Annotated in this window: 21 protein-coding genes; 9 read left to right on the forward strand and 12 right to left on the reverse strand. The window is 36.1% G+C overall.

What is annotated here, in order from left to right:
- Positions 1–57 precede the first annotated feature (57 nt).
- From merR1 to ACFSFY_RS00100, 9 genes are all read left to right on the forward strand, one after another.
- Positions 58–456, forward strand: a complete 399-nt coding sequence (merR1, locus tag ACFSFY_RS00060; protein ID WP_381535057.1) for a mercury resistance transcriptional regulator MerR1 — start codon at positions 58–60, stop codon at positions 454–456.
- Positions 457–617: 161 nt separating this feature from the next.
- Positions 618–2,258, forward strand: coding sequence for a mercury(II) reductase (merA, locus tag ACFSFY_RS00065; protein ID WP_381535060.1), 1,641 nt, complete (start codon positions 618–620; stop codon positions 2,256–2,258).
- Positions 2,259–2,556: 298 nt separating this feature from the next.
- Positions 2,557–2,904, forward strand: coding sequence for an ArsR/SmtB family transcription factor (locus ACFSFY_RS00070; protein ID WP_381535063.1), 348 nt, complete (start codon positions 2,557–2,559; stop codon positions 2,902–2,904).
- Positions 2,905–2,919: 15 nt separating this feature from the next.
- Positions 2,920–4,218 carry an arsenic transporter gene (locus ACFSFY_RS00075; RefSeq protein WP_381535065.1) on the forward strand — a complete coding sequence of 433 codons (1,299 nt, stop codon included), beginning with the start codon at positions 2,920–2,922 and terminating at the stop codon, positions 4,216–4,218.
- 24 nt (positions 4,219–4,242) lie between these two features.
- The gene (gene arsC / locus ACFSFY_RS00080; protein ID WP_381535068.1) at positions 4,243–4,662 is read left to right on the forward strand and encodes an arsenate reductase (thioredoxin); all 420 of its coding nucleotides are present in this window, start codon (positions 4,243–4,245) and stop codon (positions 4,660–4,662) included.
- Between the two features lie 88 nt (positions 4,663–4,750).
- Positions 4,751–5,110: an arsenite efflux transporter metallochaperone ArsD gene (arsD, locus tag ACFSFY_RS00085; RefSeq protein ID WP_381535071.1), complete on the forward strand. Its 360-nt coding sequence runs from the start codon at positions 4,751–4,753 to the stop codon at positions 5,108–5,110.
- A 12-nt stretch (positions 5,111–5,122) separates the two neighbouring features.
- Positions 5,123–6,898 carry an arsenical pump-driving ATPase gene (gene arsA / locus ACFSFY_RS00090; RefSeq protein ID WP_381535074.1) on the forward strand — a complete coding sequence of 592 codons (1,776 nt, stop codon included), beginning with the start codon at positions 5,123–5,125 and terminating at the stop codon, positions 6,896–6,898.
- 47 nt (positions 6,899–6,945) lie between these two features.
- Entirely contained in the window at positions 6,946–7,227 is a 282-nt protein-coding gene (locus ACFSFY_RS00095) for a HesB/IscA family protein (protein WP_381535076.1), read from the forward strand.
- A 54-nt stretch (positions 7,228–7,281) separates the two neighbouring features.
- Positions 7,282–8,667 carry an NAD(P)-binding domain-containing protein gene (locus tag ACFSFY_RS00100; protein WP_381535079.1) on the forward strand — a complete coding sequence of 462 codons (1,386 nt, stop codon included), beginning with the start codon at positions 7,282–7,284 and terminating at the stop codon, positions 8,665–8,667.
- Positions 8,668–8,869: 202 nt separating this feature from the next.
- Here the strand turns inward: ACFSFY_RS00100 and ACFSFY_RS00105 are convergent, their stop codons facing one another.
- From ACFSFY_RS00105 to ACFSFY_RS00160, 12 genes are all read right to left on the reverse strand, one after another.
- Positions 8,870–11,002 (reverse strand): type IA DNA topoisomerase, encoded by a 2,133-nt coding sequence (locus ACFSFY_RS00105; protein WP_381535082.1) that lies wholly within the window; start codon positions 11,000–11,002, stop codon positions 8,870–8,872.
- Between the two features lie 143 nt (positions 11,003–11,145).
- On the reverse strand, positions 11,146–12,048 hold the full coding sequence (locus ACFSFY_RS00110) for a hypothetical protein (RefSeq protein WP_381535085.1): 903 nt from the start codon (positions 12,046–12,048) through the stop codon (positions 11,146–11,148).
- A 12-nt stretch (positions 12,049–12,060) separates the two neighbouring features.
- The gene (locus tag ACFSFY_RS00115) at positions 12,061–13,977 is read right to left on the reverse strand and encodes an LPD25 domain-containing protein (RefSeq protein ID WP_381535088.1); all 1,917 of its coding nucleotides are present in this window, start codon (positions 13,975–13,977) and stop codon (positions 12,061–12,063) included.
- Between the two features lie 5 nt (positions 13,978–13,982).
- Positions 13,983–14,915 carry a DUF3991 domain-containing protein gene (locus ACFSFY_RS00120; protein WP_381535091.1) on the reverse strand — a complete coding sequence of 311 codons (933 nt, stop codon included), beginning with the start codon at positions 14,913–14,915 and terminating at the stop codon, positions 13,983–13,985.
- Positions 14,916–14,944: 29 nt separating this feature from the next.
- The gene (locus ACFSFY_RS00125) at positions 14,945–15,226 is read right to left on the reverse strand and encodes a hypothetical protein (protein WP_381535092.1); all 282 of its coding nucleotides are present in this window, start codon (positions 15,224–15,226) and stop codon (positions 14,945–14,947) included.
- A gap of 22 nt (positions 15,227–15,248) precedes the next feature.
- Positions 15,249–15,686 (reverse strand): hypothetical protein, encoded by a 438-nt coding sequence (locus tag ACFSFY_RS00130; RefSeq protein WP_381535096.1) that lies wholly within the window; start codon positions 15,684–15,686, stop codon positions 15,249–15,251.
- Between the two features lie 12 nt (positions 15,687–15,698).
- Positions 15,699–16,844 carry a MobP2 family relaxase gene (gene mobP2, locus ACFSFY_RS00135; protein ID WP_381535100.1) on the reverse strand — a complete coding sequence of 382 codons (1,146 nt, stop codon included), beginning with the start codon at positions 16,842–16,844 and terminating at the stop codon, positions 15,699–15,701.
- Positions 16,837–17,088, reverse strand: a complete 252-nt coding sequence (locus ACFSFY_RS00140; RefSeq protein ID WP_381535104.1) for a hypothetical protein — start codon at positions 17,086–17,088, stop codon at positions 16,837–16,839. The genes mobP2 and ACFSFY_RS00140 overlap by 8 nt, the downstream gene beginning before the upstream one ends.
- Positions 17,089–17,297: 209 nt before the next feature.
- Complete coding sequence (locus ACFSFY_RS00145) at positions 17,298–18,137, reverse strand: hypothetical protein (RefSeq protein ID WP_381535106.1); 840 nt, start codon at positions 18,135–18,137, stop codon at positions 17,298–17,300.
- A gap of 2 nt (positions 18,138–18,139) precedes the next feature.
- Entirely contained in the window at positions 18,140–18,769 is a 630-nt protein-coding gene (locus tag ACFSFY_RS00150) for a hypothetical protein (RefSeq protein ID WP_381535109.1), read from the reverse strand.
- Between the two features lie 16 nt (positions 18,770–18,785).
- Positions 18,786–19,898 (reverse strand): lysozyme family protein, encoded by a 1,113-nt coding sequence (locus tag ACFSFY_RS00155; protein WP_381535112.1) that lies wholly within the window; start codon positions 19,896–19,898, stop codon positions 18,786–18,788.
- Positions 19,898–21,853 carry a VirB4 family type IV secretion system protein gene (locus ACFSFY_RS00160; protein WP_381535113.1) on the reverse strand — a complete coding sequence of 652 codons (1,956 nt, stop codon included), beginning with the start codon at positions 21,851–21,853 and terminating at the stop codon, positions 19,898–19,900. Before ACFSFY_RS00160 ends, ACFSFY_RS00155 begins: the two co-directional genes overlap by 1 nt.
- Positions 21,854–21,861: the final 8 nt, after the last annotated feature.

The raw sequence follows: 21,861 nt of genomic DNA on the forward strand, positions 1-21,861 counted from the left end.
ACTTCCCTTGACCTTGTACTATAGTACAGGGTTTATACTTTGTATGAGGTGAGATAAATGCAATTTCGCACTGGAGAACTGGCTAAAAAGTGTGGTGTTAATAAAGAAACCATTCGATATTATGAGCGTATAGGCATAATTCCAGAGCCTGATTGTACTGAAAATGGATACCGAATGTATTCGCAACAAATAATCGATCGATTGAATTTCATAAAGCGAATGCAGGAACTGGGCTTTTCCTTAAATGAAATTGACAAGTTGCTAGGGGTTGTCGATCGCGATGAAGCGAAGTGCCGTGATATGTATGATTTTACTGTTCTTAAAATAGAGGATATTCAGCGTAAAATTGAAGATCTCAAAAAAATCGAAAAAATGTTAACAGATCTTAAAGAAAGATGTCCAGAAAACAAAGATATTTTTGAATGTCCTATTATTGAAACCTTAATGAAGAAATAAAAGGTGGAACAGGTAGAAGCCATTGTCAAAACAGCCATTTAAGTCAGTGATAGCACGGGCGAAGTAACGGTTTCCTTTGATGATAGAAAAAAACTTACAGGCAATCGAGACGGCAATTTAGAAATTTAGTCTTGGAGTCGAGTAAAAGGAGGAATATTGATATGAAAAAGTATCGAGTAAACGTTCAAGGGATGACTTTCACGGGCTGTGAAGAGCGTGTTGTTGTTGCTCTTGAAAACATGGGTGCAGGAGAGATTGAAGTAGATTTCCAACGTGGCGAAGCTGTATTTGAACTACCGAATGGTTTAGGGGTTGAAACAGCGATAAAAGCAATTGTTGAAGCGAAATATCAACCAGGAAATGCACAAGAAGTACAATCGCAAGAAAAGGTTGTTTTAGGTGATGAAGATGATTATGACTACATCATCATTGGCTCTGGTGGGGCTGCCTTTTCATCTGCTATCGAAGCCGTGAAATACGGGGTAAAAGTAGCCATCATTGAACGTGGTACGGTAGGTGGAACATGCGTTAACATAGGCTGTATTCCTTCAAAGACTTTGCTGCGGGCTGGAGAAATTAATCGTCTGGCAAAAGATAATCCATTCATCGGATTGCACACATCAGCGGGCGACGTTGATTTGGCACCGTTGATTATGCAGAAAAATGAGCTAGTGACAAACCTTCGAAACTCAAAATATGTGGATCTGATTGAAGACTACGGCTTTGAATTAATCAAAGGCGAAGCAAAATTCGTAGACGAAAAAACAGTTGAAGTGAATGGCATGAAGTTATCAGCAAAAAGATTCTTAATCGCGACAGGTGCTTCACCAGCAGTGCCCAACATTCCTGGACTGGATGAGGTTGATTATTTAACAAGCACGACATTGCTTGAATTAAAGAAGGTACCCAAACGTCTTACGGTCATCGGTTCTGGCTATATTGGTATTGAATTGGGACAACTCTTTCATAACCTAGGCTCAGAAGTCACATTGATGCAAAGAAGCCCGCGTCTGTTAAAGGAATATGATCCCGAGGTTTCAAAAGCAATCACGCAAGCCTTGATGGAACAAGAGGTCAACTTAGTGACGGGAGCATTTTTTGAACGAATCGAACAAGATGGAGACACTAAAAAGGTCTATGTTGAGGTTGATAGCAAAAAGAGAACCATTGAAGCAGATCAATTGCTGGTTGCTACTGGAAGAACGCCAAATACGGAAAAATTGAATTTACAGGCAGCAGGTGTTGAAGTAGGCCCCCGTGGTGAAATAGTAATTGATGATTATTCGAAAACAACGAATTCACGCATCTATGCAGCAGGTGATGTCACGCTTGGTCCTCAATTCGTCTATGTGGCAGCTTATCAAGGTGGAATCGCAGCTGGAAACGCTCTCGGTGGACTGAACAAAAAGCTGAATCTGGAAGTAGTTCCAGGAGTTACGTTTACAGCCCCAGCGATTGCTACGGTTGGTTTAACAGAACAACAAGCGAAAGAGAAAGGCTATGAAGTGAAAACATCAGTTTTACCATTAGACGCTGTCCCAAGAGCCTTGGTTAACCGCGAAAAAACAGGTGTTTTTAAATTAGTAGCAGACGCTAAAACACTAAAGATATTAGGAGCTCATGTAGTCGCCGAAAATGCAGGAGAAGTAATTTATGCGGCGACACTGGCAGTAAAATTTGGTTTGACCATAGAGGATCTTCGCGAAACACTTACACCATATCTGACAATGGCAGAAGGATTGAAGCTTGCTGCCCTCACGTTTGATAAAGATGTCTCAAAACTTTCGTGCTGTGCAGGTTAAAGCTCCTTTTTAGGAGAGTTTCCACCTTGCCTTCTGCTACAAACGGGTGCTGTTTGCGTGAAATCAAGAGTCGTGAAGACTAGCGAATAAAGTTCATCTAACGATAAGAGACAAAAAGCTGACCCGTGAAGAATCAGCTTTTTGTCTTTTCTTATTGATGCTCATTTACTAAATAATCCACGTCAAAAAACAGTCGTTATGCAAGTAGTTGTTTATTATTTCAATATAATTCCAAAGTAACACACTTGACTATATAAGCATATGCTTATATAGTGATTATGAAACGGAGGGATGATAGATGAATAAGACAGAAACGATTAACATTCATCGTGCGTCACAATTATTAAAATTGCTCGGAGATCCAACTCGTTTGACGATGATGAAGTTACTCAAGTCACACGAATGCTGTGTCTGTGAATTTGTTGAAATTTTTAAAATGAGTCAGCCTGCTATTAGTCAGCATTTGCGTAAACTGAGAGATATTAAATTGGTGAAAGAAGAACGGAGAGGACAATGGATTTTCTTCTCCATCAATGAAAGTCATGAAGATTATCCATTTGTCAAAAGTATTCTTGAACATCTTCCTGAACAAACCGACTCGATTACTGAACTAACAGCACAAGGACTTCGAGTTTGTTGTGAATAGGGAGGAGAAAGTTCAATGACTTCAGTTGTTATCGCATCATTAATTTTTGTAATTACACTTGTTTTTGTTATATGGCAGCCTAGAAATTTATCGATTGGATGGTCTGCATGTATTGGTGCGATCATTGCGTTGTTAGTAGGCGTTGTCAATTTTCAGGACGTCATTGACGTAACAGGAATTGTCTGGAATGCAACACTCGCCTTTATCGCAATCATTATCATCTCATTGATTTTAGACGAAATTGGATTCTTCGAGTGGTCTGCCCTTCATATGGCCAGATTAGCTAAAGGCAGCGGTATTCGCATGTTTATTTACGTCAGTCTTCTAGGTGCAGTCGTTGCAGCTTTGTTCGCAAACGATGGGGCTGCCCTTATACTAACGCCAATTGTGCTCGCGATGGTACGAAATTTAAATTTCAATGAAAAAATGATTTTCCCATTTATTATTGCCAGTGGATTTATTGCAGACACGACTTCGTTGCCGTTAGTCGTGAGTAACTTAGTCAATATTGTTTCCGCAGACTTTTTCGGTATTGGCTTTGTCGAATATGCATCTCGAATGATTGTCCCGAATTTATTTGCTTTAGTTGCTAGTATTTTGGTGTTGCTGCTATTCTTCCGTAAAAGTATTCCTAAAAACTATGAAGTAGCAGATTTAAAACAACCGAAGGATGCTATCAAGGATATCAAGATGTTTCGGCTGTCTTGGGTGATCTTGAGCATGTTACTCATCGGGTATTTCTCTAGTGGATTTACAGGGCTTCCTGTTTCTATCATTGCTGGAATTACGGCCATATTCTTTATGATTATGGCACAAAGAAGTCCTGCTGTTCAAACAAAGAAAGTGCTAAAGGGGGCACCTTGGGCTATCGTTTTCTTCTCTGTTGGAATGTACGTTGTCGTCTATGGATTGCGTAATGTCGGCTTAACCGGTGTATTGGCTGATGTCATACAAGTGGCAGCGAATCAAGGACTCTTTGTAGCAACGATTTCGATGGGCTTTATCGCGGCAATCTTATCATCGATTATGAATAATATGCCCACCGTTATGATTAACGCCTTAGCAATATCGGAAACAAATACAACAGAGCCGATTCGCGAAGCATTGATTTATGCAAATATCATCGGGTCGGATTTAGGTCCTAAAATAACGCCAATCGGCTCTTTAGCCACTTTATTGTGGTTGCATGTACTGTCTCAAAAAGGTGTGAAAATCTCTTGGGGTAGCTATTTTAAAATTGGTATCATTTTAACAGTCCCTACACTTCTGATTACACTAATCGGACTGTATTTATGGCTATCATTCATACAATAAAACACAAAAAAGGGGATTTTTATTATGTCGAAAAAAATACTATATTTCTTATGTACAGGTAACTCATGTCGTAGCCAAATGGCTGAAGGCTGGGGTAAAAAGTATCTTGGTGAAGAATGGCAAGTTCTTAGTGCGGGAATTGAAGCACACGGGGTCAATCCAAGTGCTGTTAAAGCCATGAATGAAGCTGGTGTTGACATTACGGATCAAACTTCGGATATTATTGACCAACAAATCTTAAATAATGCAGATTTTATTGTTACGCTTTGCGCGGATGCTGATGATAAGTGCCCGATGACACCAGCTCATATTAAACGTGAGCATTGGGGATTTGATGATCCTGCAAAAGCAGAAGGAACGGATGAAGAGAAATGGGCGTTCTTCCAGCGTGTACGCGATGAAATTGGTGCGAGAATTGAACGTTTCTCTAAAACAGGTGAATAAGTAAAATTGGCCGTGGATTCATATCTCGGCTTTCCTTGTGAAAGACATATAAGGATATAGTTATATATTAATAAAGGAGATGTTAATGATGAAAAAAGTTGAAATATTTGATCCTGCAATGTGTTGTTCAACTGGTGTCTGCGGACCAGGTGTTGATCCAGAATTAACGCGTGTCGCATCGGCTGTTTATTCACTTGAACAAAAGAAATTTGATATTACTCGCTATAATCTTGGGAATGATCCAGGGGCATTTGTAGACAATGAAGTAGTGAATAAGGTACTTCTTGAAAAAGGTCCAGATGCTCTTCCGTTGATCCTTGTGAATAATGAGGTTGTAAAAGTGGGTGCCTATCCGACAAACGAAGAGTTAGCAGGATGGCTTAATGTAAAGACAGCTGAACTACAGGAAAAACCACGCGTACGTGTTTCAGTCAAGTTTGATAACTAAGGAGGAATGACCATGTATCCATTATTCAATCCAAATAAAGCCGTACTAACTCCGTTTTTGTTTTTTACAGGAAAAGGTGGTGTCGGTAAAACATCGACAGCTTGTGCGACGGCAGTATCTCTCGCCGATCAAGGAAAAAAAGTTCTCTTAGTAAGTACCGATCCTGCTTCAAATTTACAGGATGTTCTCGATGTAGAATTGACGAATGATCCAATAGCTATTCCAAGCGTAAATAATTTATTCGCGTGTAATATTGACCCGGAGGCATCTGCGAAAACATACCGAGACAAAGTTGTCGGTCCTTATCGAGGTAAGTTGCCAGATTCGGTTCTCTCAACGATGGAAGAACAGTTATCCGGTGCTTGCACAGTTGAAATTGCTGCATTTGATGAATTTTCTCATCTGTTATCCGATGAAGATGTGTTAAATCAATATGATCACGTATTGTTTGATACTGCGCCGACCGGGCACACATTGCGTCTGTTACAGTTGCCTACTGCCTGGAGCGGATTTTTAGATGAAAGTACACACGGTGCTTCCTGCCTGGGTCCACTTTCAGGTCTTGGGGAGAAAAAGGAATTATATGCGAAAGCTGTTGAGTCTCTTTCTAATCCAGAAAAAACCACACTGATTTTGGTTTCGAGACCGGATGTGTCCTCTTTAGTTGAAGCAAACCGAGCTTCTTCTGACTTGAAAGATATTGGGATTCAAAATCAATTGCTTATCATTAATGGGCTTCTTCAGACACATATTTCAAAGGATAAAGTATCAACTGCATTTTTCGAACGTCAACGTAATGCATTGAATGAAATACCAGACACATTAAAAGATATTGCCACATTTTCACTTCCATTTGTTTCGTATTCATTAACCGGAGTGGATAATCTTAGGAACTTATTTAGTCATAACCCTGTGACTGTAATGGGGAATGAAGCTGCAAATAAAGAAACCATTCGCCTTCCGGGCTTAAGCAAAGTAATAGATGATTTTTCATCAAAAAACATACGTGTAATCTTCACAATGGGTAAAGGTGGAGTTGGCAAAACATCAATTGCATCTGCGATTGCGGTCGGCCTTTCTGAGAAAGGTCATCGGGTTCATTTGACTACAACAGATCCAGCAGCCCATCTTGCCTATACGTTTGAAGGTAGTGTTTTGAGAGAAAATTTGACGATTAGCAGCATTAATCCGGAAATTGAAGTCGAAAAGTACCAACAGGAAGTGCTTTCGATTGCAGGAGAAGGATTGGACGAAGAAGCTCTTGCTTATTTGAAAGAAGATCTAGAATCGCCATGTACAGAAGAAATTGCTTTGTTCAGAGCATTTGCGGATGTAGTTGAGAAGTCAGAAAATGAAATCGTTGTGATTGATACAGCTCCAACCGGACACACATTGTTATTGCTTGATTCTACGGAAGCATATCATAAGGAAATGAGCCGTTCGACTGGTGATGTACCAGAAAGTGTGAAGAAGCTTCTTCCGCGTTTGCGAAATCCAGCAGAAACTGGTGTGGTTATTGTGACATTAGCCGAAGCAACACCGGTCTTAGAAGCAGCACGATTACAAGAAGACCTCAAACGAGCACAGATTGATCCGAAGTGGTGGGTCATTAATCAAAGCTTGTACGCAACGGATACAATCGATCCTGTCTTAAAAGGGCGTGCACGAGCTGAAATTGAGTGGATTAAAAAGGTTAAAGAAGAATTAGCATCGAAATGTGCGGTAATCCCTTGGTTGCATGAAGAAAAGATAGGCTATGATAGTTTGAAAGAATTTATTGACGCATAAAAAATGCCACGATGCAAAATTATGGATGGGAAAGGAAGGAACTAAACATGAATATTACGAATGAAGCGAAACAATACATTCAATCCATGTTGGAACAGCAGCAAGCAAAAGGGCTTCGGGTTTATGCTGTCGAGGGCGGTTGTTGTGGGCCGCAAATAGGTTTATCCCTTGATATGCCAGAAGAGTCAGATGTGATTTCTGTCATTAATGATGTGCAAGTTGCAGTTGCTCCGCAAGCTAAAGAACTAGTAACCAGTTTGACTTTAGACTTTGAATCAAAGGGTGGCCAACCCGGGCTTGTCATGGTTGGTGCGCCAAACAATTGTTAAAAAACAAATAGATCATGAAATAGATTTTCTGTTTTTTCTGAGGAGGAATAAGAAATGAAGGAACAAGTAAATAGAAAAGTAGATGGTGGAAATTGTTGTTCAACTAATACTGTACCTGTGCAAATTGACTTTTCTGTAAAAGAAGAAAGTCGATTGCCTGTTGTTGTCGTTGGTGCTGGTCCAGTTGGGTTAGCTGCAGCTGCACATTTGGCGAAGTCAGGTGAAAAGTTTTTAGTTTTAGAATCTGGCAAAAGCGTCGGTAGCAATATACTTCAGTGGGGCCATGTTCGATTATTTTCACCTTGGCAATACAATGTTGACAAAGTGGCACGGGAGTTACTTGAAAAGCATGGGTGGGACGCACCTTCCCCTGATGAGCTGCCAACGGGCAAAGAATTGGTTGAGCATTACTTAGAGAAAGTAGCTAACTTACCTGAAATTCAGCCAAGTATCCATTTGAATTCCAAAGTGCTATCTATTAGCAAAAAAGGTCTGGATAAAATGAAATCCGTAAATCGAGAAAATGTTCCGTTCATTCTTTATGTTGACCAAAATGGTGTAACCGAAAGAATTGAAGCGAAAGCAGTTATAGACGCAACAGGAACATGGGGACAACCAAACCCTGTAAACGCTGACGGTGTATGGACTAGAGAAGAATTATCCTTACAAAGCCATATTCACTATGGAATTCCGGACATTAACGGCAAAGATCGTGAAAAATATCTAGGTAAACGCGTAGCTGTGATCGGTGGTGGTCACTCTGCGATAAACACAATTTTGGAGCTATCTCAACTGAATGCAGACAATTCCAATGAAATTGTTTGGATACTTCGTAAAAACAAAGTAGAAGAAGCCTATGGTGGTCAAGAGAAAGATGAGCTTGAAGCACGAGGAGAATTAGGCGTGAGAATTCATCAATTAGTGGATTCGGGAAAAGTTAAAGTTTATACACCGTATAGGGTTCAAACAGTTTTGAAGGAAGCCAATTCATTAAAAATTATCGGCGAATTTAAAGGAGAAAGTCTTTCGATTGATGGCGTAGATAAATTGATTGTTAATACTGGAAGTCGTCCTGATTTCACATTCTTAAACGAAGTTAGACTACGTATTGACTCAGCTACAGAAAGTATCGAAGCACTGGCTCCATTAATAGATCCAAATCTTCATAGCTGTGGAACTGTGCGTGCACATGGTGAAAGAGAATTAAGACAGCCAGAGAAAGATTTTTATATAGCGGGGATGAAGAGTTATGGAAGGGCACCTACTTTTCTAATGGCGACTGGATATGAACAAGTTCGTTCAATAGTGGCCTATCTGACAGGTGATTATGAATCTGCTAAAAGAGTAGAACTGGACTTACCAGAAACAGGCGTATGCAGTGCCAATTTAACGCCAATAAAGCAGGAGCAATCATGCTGCGATACTACGTCCAATTTTTAACATAATTTATTATAAAGACAGCTCTATATTAACCTGATATTCTTCAGCACTCGGGCGCGTTTGCGGTAGATCAAAAGCCTAATTCCTCGTTAAAAAACGGAGGAATTAGGCTTTTTTATCTTTCGTATATTTGTATTTCTTGCTAGTAACCCATAGCTAAATTCCTTGGCAGTGTGTGGTAATTCTTGTGGAAATCGCTGGTTTAAAACTTAAATCCAACTTTTCCTTTTTCAATCACAAGCATAGCATCAAAGGGTTTACCTGCTTTGCTTTTAAATCCTTTTATCTTAGATGTCTCACTTTTTTCTAGTAAATCTATTATGTTCTTTTGAGTAAGTTTTTTACTTGCGATTGTTTTTGAAACAGAAAAATTGCAGTTATTTTGATATTCACTACAGCTATAAAATGTTTTTCGATCAACCATGCCACCTTTTTTACAAACAGGGCAAGTTCCAACAGTTATAGATTGCTGTTGTTGTTTTATTGCTTGCGACACTCCACTGGATTTAATCATTTTCGGTGCTTCATCTATTGTCTTGTTTAAAAACTTTGTAACATTTGCGAGAAATGATTCCATTGAACCTTTTCCTTCACCTATCTTTTTTAAGTAACTTTCCCATTGAGCTGTCATTGAAGGACTGGACAATAAATTTCCTTTAATTGCTTCACAAAGAATTATTCCTTTATCGGTTACAGAAACAATATTCTTTTTTACATGAATGTAATCATTCTTTTTAATCGTTTCAATAATTCCAGAGCGAGTCGCTTCTGTTCCGATTCCTTCAATTTCTTTTAGTATTTGGCTATCTGCTTCATCATCGACCATTTTCCCTGCTGTTTTCATTAAGGTGATTAATCCACCTTCTGTGAAGGGTTTCGGAGGACTTGTGTGACCTTCTTTAACTTCTAAGGAAGATAACACTAAATCTCGTTTTGAAACGCTAGGAAGCACCTTTACGGAGTCTGTTTTTGGTTCATCTTCATCTTTTTCATTCGAAAAGAGTGATTTCCACCCTAAACTGACCTCCACCTTCCCTTTTGTAAGGAATTCAATGTTTTTAACATCTGTAACGATAGTAGTTTCTTCAAATTCATAATCGCTATGAAAAATTCCCAATGTAGTTTTTAAAACCTCGTAAAAAATGTTTCTTTCTTCTTCTGTTAAAGAACTTAAAGTGCTTTCCGTTGGGGTCGTTTTTGTAGGAACAATGGCAAAGTGCTCTTGTACCTGCTGGTTATCTACAAATCGTTTGTTTTTTTCTAAATTAGCTTCAAATGAAACACCTAATAATGACTGATACTTTCCGACATTATTCGACAAGTATTCAAATTCACTTTCAGTTATATAATTGCAGTCAGTTCGTGGGTATGTCATGATCTTTTTCTCATAAAGAGTTTGCACGACTTCCAAAACTTTTGCAGGGCTGTATTTCCATAGCCTATTCGCTTTTGTTTGCAATGTAGATAGCGAATGTAGCTGTGGTGATTTTATCTTTTTTAGTTGCTTGGTAACATCCTTAATTGTAGCTTTATCATGTTTTAAGCTTGATAAATCATGCCTATTTAATAGGTCTATAACTGTTCCCCTTTTATCTTCTTTCATCTGAGATTTGCCACTATATGTGCCGTTTTCATGAGTAAACTCAGCGAACAATTCATAAAAGGGTTTTGATACAAAGTTCTCAATTTCCTTTTGTCTTTGATAAATCATATACACTGTGGGCGATTGAACACGTCCGACAGAGAGCGATGTATTCAACAATAATGAAAACAACTGACTTGCATTGATCCCCACTAACCAATCAGCAATTTGTCGTGTTTTGGCTTCCTCATACATTAATAAGTCCTTTTTATTATCAAGTAAATTATTAAAACCTTTACGGACTTCTTCAACTTCGAGTGAGTTAATCCATAACCTTTTAATATTTTTATTCTTGGTACCCGTCATATTGTAAATGGAATAAAAGATATTGGCGCCTTCTCTATCAATATCTGCACAATTGACCAGACATATTTTTTCACCTGTTTGGCACTCATTAAACAAGGTTTTAATAGCATTGAACTGCAATAGCTTTTCTTTATTCGTCTTAAATTCAAAGCGTTCAGGAATGATTGGGAGATTTTTTAAATCCCATTTACTCCATTCTTCTTTATACTCATTCGGCATTTTTAACGATACTAAATGTCCGATTCCCCACGTTATTACAGCACCCTCTGGAAACGTGCTGCAAGGTTCTAATTCAATATGTGTTTTGTCACGTTTTGCAACTGTAAACGCTTCTGCATATGCCTTCGCTTGACTAGGCTTTTCAGCCAATAAATAAAATCGAGTCATTAATTTTAACACTCCTTCTGAGCTTTTAAACAGAATACTGTTATTGGTAACTAAAAAAAATACACCACAATAGTATTCTGTTTTAAATCATACCGTTTGGCCAAACAAGAAGAAATTTGGCAGCACTCCATAGTTCACTTGAATTATCGTTCCAAAACTTGTTCCTTCTCTTGCTTTAAAGGCTTTTTATTAGTAGAAAAATCATCAGCAATTTTTATGTTCAATGACTTATAACTTGCTTTTAAATGGGGTATTTCCTCTTTTGCTATACCATTATTAGCTAGTGTATTATCAAACGATTTTTTCAAGCCTTCATCAAAACTAAAATCGTGGTCTTGGAGGTCATTCCCTACGAGTTTTCCGAAATCAACTAGATCACTCTTTTCTAGTAAATCACATTCACTTTTAATAAGAATATCAGCCAGTTCCTCATCTATAATTATTTCCTGCAAACTCATCGTTAGTTTTTCATTTGGAATATCAAAACTAAATTCAGTACAAACTCCGTCATGGTAATCACCAATCACTGTTTCAATTTCATCGTCTTGTTCAATTATATCGAATAGTTGACCGTCAAATAAGCTGTTAGATAAAGCATTCTGATAGGTATCGTTATTTTCAAAATCAAGTTCCCCAGGCATATTCATATACACATAATAAGGTGCTAATTCATTGTTTTCTGCATCACTTGCCCAAACCGACAATTCATGTTCTTTTCCATTCACGCCATTTGTAATAACGATTGTAGCAAGTTCATCTACATCCCTAATACCCTCAATATTTTTAATCTGCATAGTATGATTATGTTCTTTTTCAAACTTCATATCGTTAAAATCTTCATTTCCATTGTCCTCCGCATGTCTAATCACATTATTTTGTACTCGGAAGGGAATGCTATTTCTATCAGCTTTTTCAAAGTTATATTTTATTGCACTGTCACTTTTCTTTATTTCATCTACATCATTATCTTTTTTTGCGACTAATTGATTTCTACGCCAAAAATGCAAACTTTTAAGAATGGATTCTTGTTCTTTATTTAGTCTCATTTTTTATCGCCCTCACATTCCCACTCCGAGCGTGTTATTTTTTTGTTGCTCTTTTTCCTCTTTTTTAAGTTCAGCTTTTATTCGTGGTAAAATCTCTTTAAAATCTGTAGATTCTTGTTTGAATAGTGCTTCATGATAATTGTTTTCAAGTATTTTATAGCTTTCTGGACTAACTAACTTTTCTTTTTCGATATGGTGTAGAGGATGTGCATATTGTTTAGAATCAAAAGATGAATGAACTACTTGTAGTTTTTCTTCTTCCATAAAAACAGCAGTATATTTTATGTCTTCTTTTTTGGTATCTTGCCCATAGAAATCCGTAGCATTAACTTTCCCAAAACTTTCAAATCCAGTTGATCTATCACGAATTAATAATTGTGGCTCATTTGTTTTTTCGTGGGCATGGATCGCCATATCCCTTAATAAAGCATCATGATGTGCTGGTTTTAAATTAAGTTCTGCATTCAATTGTTGGTATGCGTTTTTGTAATAGCCATCCCCGATGTCATGACGGTCTGGATTAATCATTTCAACCTTTGCATCATCTGGAATTAACACATGATAACGTGTTTTGTAGTAACCCATTTCTTCTTTGCTGTTAGATACTTCTGCAAATCGTTCATTCGCTTCACTAAATCTAATTAATTCATTGGATTGGAATTTATCACTTTCTGACCACTGGACAAGCATGGTTGGTTGTTCAATTTCGGACTTATCTAAGACTATAAAAGCCGAATCCATTTCTTTATTAATTAATTCAACAGCTTTATCAGTGAATTGTTCGGCTACGAAGAATTCCTTTAACTTTTCGTTATAACCAACTTGTGTTTCTACTGGATACTGTCCTATACGAGTAGCTACAACCGTTTTTAATTCATCAAGCGATACTTCCTGTAGGCTTGCATTTGAAAGTGAACCATATTCAACTAGCATCATTGTATCCTGTGAATTATCCTGTTTGAGTTCTTTTGATTGTTCAATTCCAGAAAAATGTCCATCAATAACATCAATGAATTCACTTGCTGTTTTCTTCACTTCATTCAATAGCTTTTCTTTATCTTGAAGTCCTGCATCTTTAGTCCATCCTGCTAAATATGGAACTGAAAACTTCTCCATTTCAATTCCGTAATGCGAACCAACTACATATGCGACCATTTCGGCTTGAAATTCCTTTTCATTCGTTGATAATTCTTTACCACGCCCATTGTTGCTCTCATTGCTGTGCAACTCAGCATGTGCTAACTCATGAACCATGACAGGAATATTGTCAGCCATTGTATTACGTGGATTTAAAGCTATTGCATTTAAGTCCCTGAAAAACCCACCTTTTGCTGTACCAAATTCATAGTTAAAGGGAGGTTCATCTAATAGTTTCACTCCGACTTTATCGGCTAATTTTTCAAACGCCTGCATGAACTCTTTATCATTTTCAACCGTACCTTCTCGGTGGTAGTTACTAAAAAGATCCGAAACCTCTAAGCTCTTTTCACGAGCGTTAGTTTGAGTATATTCAAATACATGACCAATTTTAAAGAACAATTTCCTTTCAGTTGAAATTGAACCATTAGCAATTCTTTTCTTTTCATCTGGTGTTGCATATTTCACTTGAACTTGTTTATTGTTTCTAGAAAAATATTGAACGGGTGTAGGAACTAAAACCTTAATTCCTTTTTCACCTTTCTGTACAGATGCCCCTTTTTCTTTCCAATATTGAAATGACCCGACTGCTCTTGCCCCTTTAAATTGGTCGTCAATTAAGGTCATGTTTCGCAGCGAATAATTATGAAAGGTAGACATAAATTCTAAGTGTTCTTGTAGTTTTTCAGGTGAAACAAAGTATGACTCAATTTTATCTTCCATACCCTTTGTTAAATCATTAATTTCCTTGGCTAATTCTTCTGCTGTTTTGGGTTTATAATTCTTGGCCATATAAATCACCTTTCCATTTCAATTTCTCGTTCTTTCTTCATGACTTTTTCTTTTTTTCTTTTTTGCAAATCTAAATTCCAATCCTTTAATTCGGGTTTATGATGTTCAGTATTTTTTAAAAGGTCTCTCCAACGTTCTGTAAACGTCTTTCCTGCTTGGTCGTTATCAACGGCTAGAATTACTATTTCAAGGCTCTGATCACGTTGATGGCATTCCCTAATCAACTCTTTAATAGCTGTTGTAGCAGTTTGATCTTTCAATCCACTCATGGATTGTAAACGGATATTCTCTGGTTTTTTTAATTCATAGTAAGAAATAGCATCAATCGGACTTTCAAATAAAGCTATTTTATTTGGTGTACCAACATCAACACGAAATCCACCGTCTTCTTTTGAGTTTGCTAAAATCTGTTTAAAATAACCTCTTTTAGTGTCCATTTTCACAGTACCCTGTCTATCCGCACCGATTATTTCACCTTCGCTATTTTTCCATTTAAACACGCAATTTTTTAATTTGTCCTCGACTACAAAATCATTTTTAATAAGCGAATCAACTAATCTTTTATCTATCATTCGTTCATTAACTAAATATTGTCTGATATTTTTTTGTGTGGCTACTTCGTATTGCGATGGGTATTGAAAGACTTTTGCTTCTTCCTTATTTACATCTCTTGTGTAATCCCGAACGATTGACAGACCGTTTACATCACGCACAGCATCTTGAAAAGATAAGTCATAGAAAGACCTAGCGAAACTTATTGAACCATGTCCACCCTCACTACGACTATTCCAATACCATTTACCGTTCTCGTTGATAATTAATGAATCATGATCAGCATGGCGATAATACTTACCTTGCTTCATTACACTTTCACCTTTTGAATTTAGGTAGTCCAAAATATGAACGTCACTAGCTTTCTGAATTTCTTCTTTACTCACTCTGTCACCCACTTTTCAGCACCCCTTTTTTATTCCTCAGGAATATCTTCTGTTGCACCCTTCAATTCATCAAGTGCTGTTTCTGGGAATGCTTCATATAAAATTGCTTCTTCCACCGTCATTAGCAACTCGTTATTTTTACTGTCGTATGGAATTAAAAACACACCTTCTGTCACAGCATCTAAAACTGCTTGCCTATTTCCTTCGCTTAAAGGAACAACAATATCAATGTTATTTACTGTTAATAAAACATCATCTTCTCCGACTTCTTTAATCAAACCTAGAGTATAATTTTCGTGGAATACGCTCATGCTTTTTTCTCTCCTTTTTTAGTTAAGTATCTTTTCTTTGCTTTTGTTTTGTAATTCTCTCTTGAATCAGATTTTCAACTGCCATTAAAAATTCTGGCTTCATAATATCCGTTGTTATGATGTGTTCTAAGTTTTGCATCTGCATATGCCCTTGCACCAATTCAATCAAGACTTGAGTATTTCGATCAATATTATTCGTACCAAGTCGAACCTTATTAATCTCTCTTGATATTGATTTCTGCAATGCGACTTGTACAGATTGCGTTACATTTTCAGTAACAGTTTTCGTAATATATTCAAGACTAAAAACTTCCTTATTAATCTTCATATGCTCCCTAATTATTTTTTCAAGAGCTTCACTACTACTGTGATACGGCAGCCCATTTATAACTGCATAGTCCTTAATATAATTAGCCACTTCGTCAGATAATCGGTGGCGATAGTGTTTCTTTTCATCCAACATACATATCACCTACCTTTCAAATCCTGATTCTCTTTGTAGCTCTTGAAATGCTTTTTGATTCTTTATATTTTGTAAATCATCCTTCATATATCTATTCATAAGAAACATGGAACTATTGATTTCCCTTTTCACATAAAATGAATTAATCTTATCGTTTTTTGTCGGGAAGCTGTTTTTCTTTTTATCAAATTCTTTTACTTCATTTAGAATGGTGTTACCCATTCGTGTATACATATCAGTCATTTTTGTATCACGGTAGTTTTCGGCTTTAGAATTATTTCCGTATGTCCTTTTGTAAATTGCTACTTCTTTATCTAACTGATTTTTAAATTCGTCAAACTCCTTTTTGAAATATTTATCAATGTACATGTCTGTTAACTTATTTATCTCTGGCCGAATTTCTTTAATGCCGTTCATATTGTATTTCCACTGTCTTTTATCTTCTGGCAACATTGAATGGATTTTTTGAAATTGCCTAATTAAGTCCGGGTTAACAAGTTTGTTTTTGAGTGACATTAATTTATCTTCTTGCTTATTTTTAATTAATTTGTTTCGTATAAAGTCATTTAATACTTCATTTTCCTTTGAACGATCCATCATTGTATGAACAATAGTTGATTTCATTTTATTAATTGAAGAGGGCTTTCTCTTGCCACGTTCCCGAAAGTTTTTTGTTTGCACTGTTGCAACGTGAACATGGATATTTTCTGTATTGTAATGGATGGCACTTGTCCATAATGCGCTATCCAAAAGCCCTTCACTTTTAAGCATTTCATTTACAGAGGAACGTGTGACTTCTTTTAACTTTTTTTCATCAATTCCTTGTTCATTTAACACGCCCATCTCTTTCAACCAATCATTATCAAAGGAAATAACATCTTGCCATAAGACACTTCCTTTCTCTTGTGCATTTTTAAAAATGTCTTTGTATTTATCTTTTTCCTCTTTGCTCAAAAAGTCTTTTTCATTCGTAAATAATCCAGTTGATTTTTCCTCATTCCCCATATAATCTTGATAGCTTTCAAAATCATTTTTTTGAGTATGTGTTTCATGACGATCCATATAATTTATATAGTTTTTAAAAGAGGTACTTGATTTACCGATTTCATTTGTTTTGAATTGAGATTTTATTACTACAGCTGGTGATTTACTCAACTAACATCAGTTCCTTGAACATCGTAACCAATTCTTCCATCTGGTCTGCACTCTTTTCTAGCAACATGGTGTTTACTTCTAGTTGTTTTTCGTACCTGTCGATTAAGCTGCTGTGTAAATCATTTACCGCAAATGATTCGAAGTGTTCTTTCAAATACTCTTGTCTTGAAGAATCGTTTTTTTTAGCAAGTTCGTCTAACTTCCTTACGGTTGCTGGGTTTAGATTTCGGATTATCAGATCCACACTATCACCTCTCATTAATTATATAACAGTATTCTGTTATTTGGTAGCGAATTACACGGTTAGTTAGAAAGAGCATAAGGGGAAACTGATATCACTTTCAGCGATATACTAGGCAGAGCCTAGTGTTTGGGTGATATCACTTTTCTTTGAAAAAGGTACAGTTTTGTACCTACTAAAAAAACAAAAAAGGTACAGTCTTGTACCCTTATTTAATAGCTGACATCTCGCTTTTTCTGATTCAATCGCTCGACTTTTGAATCCATATTTTTAATATCTTGTTGCAGGTTTTCAGCATCCTTTTTTTTCATTTCAACATCACGTTCTAAACGGTATATCATATTATTTGTTTCAATCTGTTCATCCATTGTTTGATATAAAAGATCCTTTTTGAGCGTTTTAATTTCTTCATTTAGGTCTTCAATAAATGAATCAATAATCTCTATTCTTTGGATAATTTCTTCTTTTTGTTCTTTCGTTTTATCAATTAAGTTTTCAGTTACCTGAACCAAATAACTTCTATTATCCTTTTTTTCTATTGATCCTCTTTCAACTTTTCTTTCATCTGCATAAACTGTTGATACAATTTTTTCATTCTCATTCTCGTTATCTTCCACAAAAACATCTAGCATATCTTTTTCTGACTTATGCAGTCTTATAGCAACTTGCTCAAACTTTTTAGGTACTTTATTAATATGCAAAATGTAAATTTCGTTATCGTTAAACACTACCTTAACGGGCATTTCTTGTTTTAAATTCTTCTTTGAAACAGATGTGAAGTCTAATTTATTTGAGAAATCTTTCATACCGTTTGTCACCAGTATTACTTCCATAAGATTTAATTTCTCATCATATACCCAGGAATTTATGCTAAATTTCCCGTTTGCTCTTAAATCAAATTCTGTGTTTAGTTCCGTTTGATTTATTGGAATTTCCTCAGCTATAAATAACTTAGAGGTTCCAAAAAACATAAAACCCAATATAAAAATTGCTGCTAAACAGATATACATATTTGAAAGATTTAATTTCAAGTTCTTTCGTTTTTTATTCAAAATTAATATCCCCCCTCTGTCATTACTAAAGGTTCTATCTTCGAAACTTTTAGAACATTATCTTCTTTAACAACTTCAACTTTTATATAGTTTTGAACCGTTTCTTTAAAGCCAGATTGAATCAATTCTTTTTCCAACGTATAAAAAACAATGACTTCATCACTTTCATTATTTATGAATACTTCTACTTTTTCAGTCTCCAATTTAACTTTTTGAGCATTTTCCTCTACGCCATCTGCTGTATATATCGTTTCAAACAAATTATCTGTCATGTAATTATTAGCTAGTTTTTTTCTATCAACATAATTGTCTGGATTGGTATTAAAGCTGTACTCTACAAATCTTTTGACTGTGCTATCTATCTCATTAATAAGGCTATCTTCTATTTTTTCTGATTCGGTTACTTCTGAAATATCTTCTAAATCCTTGGGGTTCTTTGTAAGTAATATTCTTTTGTTTAAATCAGTATTTTCTTCTTTAATATCTTTGATTTCGATTACATAGTTACCCAGTTGCTCAGTTAATTTTTCATTTATTTTACTTCTTTTTGAAAAAACATACACATTAGCTACTAAAGAAAATAGTAATGTTATTGCTAGAAAATATACGAATGACTTTTTGGAAAATAACATTTTAGTCCTCCTAAACTTATAGTCCTAAATATGAAGCAGGATCTATATATCCCCCCCATAGTTGGGTGTGGATTTCAAAATGAAGGTGGGGATTTGTTGATCCCCCAGTACTTCCACACATCCCGATTTGTTGCCCTGAAACAACACTTTTACCGACACTGACATCGAGCCTGCTCATGTGACCATACGTTGTAAAGTCTGTTGGTGAATGTTGAATTTTTATATAGTTACCTAAACTTCCATGAAATTCAGATTTAACAACCGTTCCATCTTTAGCAGCATGAATTGAATTGGATAGATTACAATTCAAATCAATTCCTGCATGTAGTTTTGGTACTTTTTCAATCGGGTGAAGTCGCCAACCAAATGAAGAAGTTTTTAATAATCCGATAGATAATGGTGAGTTTATACCTCCTGCAAGGACTCCTGAACTTTCTACAGCGGACGGCAAATACTTTAATACTGCATCCACATATGCGATATCTCCATAACAAGCATTGTGTTCAATTGCTTCAGGCCTGTGGCATTTATATATGCCTGTTTGCTTCAATTTCTCATACATCATTTGTGAAAAAGATATGGTCAATTCCTTTGTATATGCCCCACCGTTTTTTAACACATAGTCAATAAAACCTCCACCGAAGTTATAACTTTGCAATGTTAGTTTCACGTCTTTATTTGCACTTTCTAAAACGTTCTTAAAATGCAATACCCCTTTTTCTATCGACAATTGCGGATCAGTTATGCAACCAATTTCCCCACAATAGGACTCGCTTGCCTGCATTGGATCATTACCTTTACCCCCACTTTCTTGCATCATTAACGCCAGAACTAACTCTGTATACTCACTTAATCCATGTACACTTAATTCCGTAAATACTGCATTTCTATATTGTGCTACCTCTGCCGATACGACTGCTTGACCTGCCCCAATTACAGACGGTGAATCCTCTTCTCCACCACTAATAATTGAAACTAGTCCTGTTATTATTACAGTCATTAAAAGCAAGCCCAATATAACTGCTAAAATAATCAATTGGATTTTAATAGTTGCCAAGTTCATCTTCTTTAAAACCATTCTAGTAGCAACTTTTTTCGCTGTATTTTTCACTACAGAACTATTTGTCATTAAGCTCCACCACCAAAAATAGATAGCTCAGCTTTAGATACATCAACTTCAAAGACTAAATTTTTAAATCCCGAAATGCACAAAACAACTTTTCCTGTTTCAAGTGTTGGAATGATTCTTGATTCTGATTCTGTCAACTGACCATCAAATACAGATTGTATCGTTGGCATTGACTCAGCATCTTGTTCTCCAATAAATTTGTACTGCGTTAACTGAAATAGCTTCTTTACATTCTCAGCATTTTCACTGTTTGATCCAGAAGGAACAAAATCTGAAATAACATGAGATACAAAGAAAATACCACCGAAATACTTTCTAGCCTCACGCATAAATCTTTCTAAATAAAGAACCGCTGGCTGCGAAATATCACGCGTATTGATTAAGTGATGTGCTTCATCAATGACTATTAAAAACCGCGTTGCATCGCCAAATTCTAAATTCCCTTTATTGAAAGCTTTGAATTGGCTAGAACCATTCACAATCATTCCATCCCACAGCATGTTCATGATGTTAAATATCTGCGCTTGATAAATCTCTGGCTTTAAGTTTGTAAGGTTACGTAAAGGAAAAGATACGACTAACTCATCATCAAAGTTATCAATAGACGAAACACCATCAAAAATATTGCCGTAGTTTTCTACTAGATTTTTCAAGGACAATTCAATATTTGCTAGTCGAACCTTTCTTTCTTCCCCCAAATTCTCATGTCGTCTTTTATTTCCGAAGTCTATATATAATTCCTTTCTTACTAGGTCAAGTAAATCCGTTAAAATGGGAAACTCATCGGCTTTAAACTTTGTTATTTCGATAACTTCATCTCGATTATCCGACCACATTCCCCGATCCACATATAGTTTCCTTAGTAATATTTCAAATTCTGTCGCTTCATTTCGATCAGAAGAAGGATTAATAAAGTTATAAAAAACGCTCATTTTTGATAAATGTTGAGTAAATGAAAGAGTTTCATTTGTTGAACCATCATCATTAGTGACTGTTTTAAACACCTGTAAAACGTTAATAACCCCTTCTGAACCATCAAGAGCAATTTGTTTCCCATTCAGTTGTTTTACCACTTCTGAAAACTCACCCGTAACGTCCAAGATTCTAATTTTATGACCTTTTATTGCTTGATCTAAAACCGTCTTTTTTAATAACGTAGATTTTCCAGAACCCATTTTCCCAATCATTAAAGCATTAAAAAACTTACGGTTTTTGTCCCTATGAAATAAATCAAAAACGACACTACCGTTTGTTTCGGTTGTGCCGTAATAGGTCCCGTATTCATCATTTAAAAAGGTGTAGTGGAATGGATATCCACCTGCAAGCGTTGTTGAAGACATTTCCTTTCCCTTACGTTTATTCACATAGTCTAATTGATTTGTATAGCTTGTAAATAGGCTTTCCCACTCCCACTCCTGTTCGTTAATAAACACAGCACCTCTAAAGTTCAAGCTTTCTAATTCCTCTAATACGCCTTTGACACGAACCTCTAATTCTTCAAGTGTACGTCCTTTTACAAATGCCCTTAAATGTACACGCTTCATGATCTCTCCCTTTGTTATTTGGTTGTATAAATCATCTAATTCAACATAGCTTTCACGGGCGTTAATTCGATCAACATTATCTTTTGCATTGACGTAACGAGTATCTTGTTCAGCCATTGATTTATTAATATCCTCTATAATTTGTCGTTTATTAGCTGTCGAAATATCAAGTGTTACAAGGGTGTTTTCAATGCCCATTAATTGTTCAAGCCAAAAATCATTAACGAGTGTTTGATACTTATAAACATGAACACAAGATACATAACCATCTCCCATACGAATATAATTTGCTTTAAAGTTAATTCCACCTTGTGTTTGCATTTGCGATATAAGAAACGGATTATATCCTTTCTCTGCTTTTATTTCTTCATCTGTTTTTTTCTTGAATGCTTTAGTCAATGTATTCAGCATGTCTTTTA

Source organism: Sporosarcina siberiensis, assembly GCF_042681925.1.
In the GTDB taxonomy this organism is placed as follows: Bacteria; Bacillota; Bacilli; order Bacillales_A; family Planococcaceae; genus Sporosarcina; species Sporosarcina siberiensis.